Origin of the sequence: Pedomonas sp., from assembly GCF_036515995.1 — a bacterium.
In the GTDB taxonomy this organism is placed as follows: Bacteria; Pseudomonadota; Alphaproteobacteria; order Sphingomonadales; family Sphingomonadaceae; genus Pedomonas.
This window is the reverse complement of the sequence record NZ_DATBUP010000141.1, coordinates 1-2,603: the sequence shown is the minus strand read 5'-3', so window position 1 is coordinate 2,603 and position 2,603 is coordinate 1. Positions and strand designations below refer to the sequence as shown.

Annotated in this window: 2 protein-coding genes; both read right to left on the bottom strand. The window is 64.7% G+C overall.

Going from position 1 to position 2,603, the window contains the following annotated elements; all coding sequences use genetic code 11:
- Positions 1 to 788 (bottom strand): TonB-dependent receptor plug domain-containing protein (locus tag VIG90_RS10830; RefSeq protein ID WP_331593530.1); only part of this gene is annotated, 788 nt, incomplete at its 3' end.
- Positions 789 to 1,050: 262 nt separating this feature from the next.
- Positions 1,051 to 2,603, bottom strand: a 1,553-nt coding sequence (locus VIG90_RS10825) for an MFS transporter (protein WP_331593529.1), incomplete at its 5' end; no start/stop codon positions are given.

Here is a 2,603-nt window from a genome sequence, read left to right as displayed (position 1 = left end):
GTCAGGTCGTTGTGCGAGCCCTCGACCGACAGGGCGACAAATGGCTTCTTGCGATCGAACGCGCTGGTGGTGTTGATCTCGATCGACGCACCGATGGTGTCTGCATCCATGTCCGGCGTCAGGGTCTTCTTGATCTCGATGGACTCGATGAGCTCTGAGGGAATGACGTCCAGCGCCACGGAGCGGACATCCGCCTCGGGTGCGGGCACGCGCGTCCCGTTGATCGATGCTGCATTGAGGTTCGGATCAAGACCACGCACGGAGACGAAGCGGCCTTCGCCCTGGTCGTTGAGAATGTTGACGCCTGGTGCACGGCGAATGGATTCCGCTACGTTCTGGTCGGGAAACTGACCGATCGCGTCGCGGGTGAGCACGGTTTTAACGCCATCGGCGCTGCGCTGACGAGAGATGGAGCTGGCCAGATTGGCCTGCTGTCCAATGACCAGAATGGTGCTGTCGTCCGTGCCGAGGGTAATGGCCAGCTGCGCCACGCCCAGATCCGGCACGTCGATGGTCACGGTCTTGTCCGGAGCCCCGGCATAGCGGGCCCGCAGCGTAAAGGTGCCAGCCGGCACATCCGTGAAGCGGTAGGTGCCGTCCTGAGCCACCGTCGTGCGGCGGCCAAGCTCTACCAGTTCAATTTCGGCGCCTGGCAGGCTGCGGGTGATCGTGGCATCGGTCACGGTGCCGACCAACTCCCCGGCGATCGCCTGCGGGATCGCGCAAGAGGCCGAGAGAATGGTGCTGCAGATCAAAGCCGCCCGATGCGCGGGAAAACGCAATTTCATGGATAAAACCCCCATTCAGGTCCGACACGCGGGACCGTTTGCCCATGGGGGCTATGCCGCTTGGAAATTACACGGTGATGACGGCTCAGTTACGGCTTCGTGACGAGGTTGATCTGAACCTTTTCCTCGGCATATCTCAGATATTCTGCCGCATTTTTTCTCCGCAATAGGGCAGCGCTGCCTGAACTCAGTGGCCGGGACGGCGTCCCTGATTATCAAGACCGACTCTGTCATCTTCCCTGAATATTCAGCAGTGCAGTTGTCAGTGCTTGCCGCGCGCCAAGGGAGGGGCCTGCGGTGGCAAGGTCGGATCAACCACAGCGCCGCGCTCTTCCTCCCGGCTGGGACGCCGGCTGCCGGCAGGCAAGGCGCCTGCGGGCCGCTCGAGCAACCTGCGGAACCGTGGCGGCGTCTCTCCGCGATGGAAGGCCAGCACCTGCTGGTGAACCCTCAGGTCGGCCATGGTGGTACGCGCGCGCTGGCGCAGATACTCGCCCCAGGTCGCATTGGAATAGCGCTCGACCCAAACCTCAGGGTCGCTGAGATCCTGTGTCAGCGACCACCCCCGCGCTCCGTTCCTTTGCCGGATCCGGCGGCGATCATCCATGACCGCCAGAAACGCCATCGCATCTTCTGGCGAGACCCGGTACTCCAGCTGCACCACGACCGGGCCGCTGCGCAGATCGAGGTCCACCTCCAGATCCGGCAACTGGGCGGGCGAGAGATCATGCGTGCCGAGTTCCCCAATGCGCCACCAGAGCCCGAGCAATGCGCTGGCCAGAACGCAGAGGCCCGAGAGGATAATCGCCTCGCCCAGGCCCAGCGAGTGGGCGACGTGGCCCCAGATCCAGCTGCCGACGGCCATGCCGCCGAAGGTCACGGTCTGATAGACGGCCAGTGCCCGGGCAACCACCCAGCGCGGCGACGACATCTGTACTGATACGTTGAAGGTTGAAAGCGCCAGCACCCAGCCGGCGCCGGCGAGCAGCAGACCAAGCATGGTCAGCGGCAGCGCGGAACTGATCCCGGCTATGACCGAGCCGATCCCGTAGGCCGCCATGGACCAGCGCACCAACGGTTCGCTGCGCAGCCGCTGGCGTACCGGAGCGGATACCAGCGCCCCAGCGACGGCGCCGACACCGAAGGCCCCGAGGATGATGCCATAGGTGAGGGGCCCGCCCCCAAGCTTGTCGCGCGCGACGAGGGCCATGAGCGCCCAGACTGCGCTGCCGCTGACGCCAAACGCGAGCCCCCGAAGAAGCACGTGGCTGATCGAGGGAGCCAGCAGAACATACCGGATGCCCGAGAGCATGGCCGCGCCGATCGGCTCCCGCGGCAGGTGTCGAGGCTGTGTCGCCCGCTTCCAGCCAAACAATACGGTAATCAGGCCCACATAGCTGAAGGCATTGGCGAGGAATGCGGCCGATGCCCCGGCCGCCGCCACGAGCGCGCCGCCGATCGCCGGTCCGACACTGCGAGCGATGTTGAAACTGATGCTGTTGAGCGCAACCGCTGCCGGCAGATCCTCGCGCGGCACCTGCTCGCCAACCGATGCCTGCCAGGCCGGGCCGTTCAGTGCCGTGCCGCATCCGACCAGGAACGTCAGAGCAAGCAGAAGCCAAGGCGTCATCAGCCCGAGAAAGGTCAGAGCCGTCAGGGAAACCGAGACGACCAGGAGGAATGCCTGGGCCAGGATCATGACCTTGCGGCGATCAAAGCTGTCGGCAATGGCTCCCGCCGCCAGTGAGAACAACATGATCGGCAGGGTGGTCGAGGCCTGAACCAGAGCCACCATGTCGGCTGAGCCCGCGATGG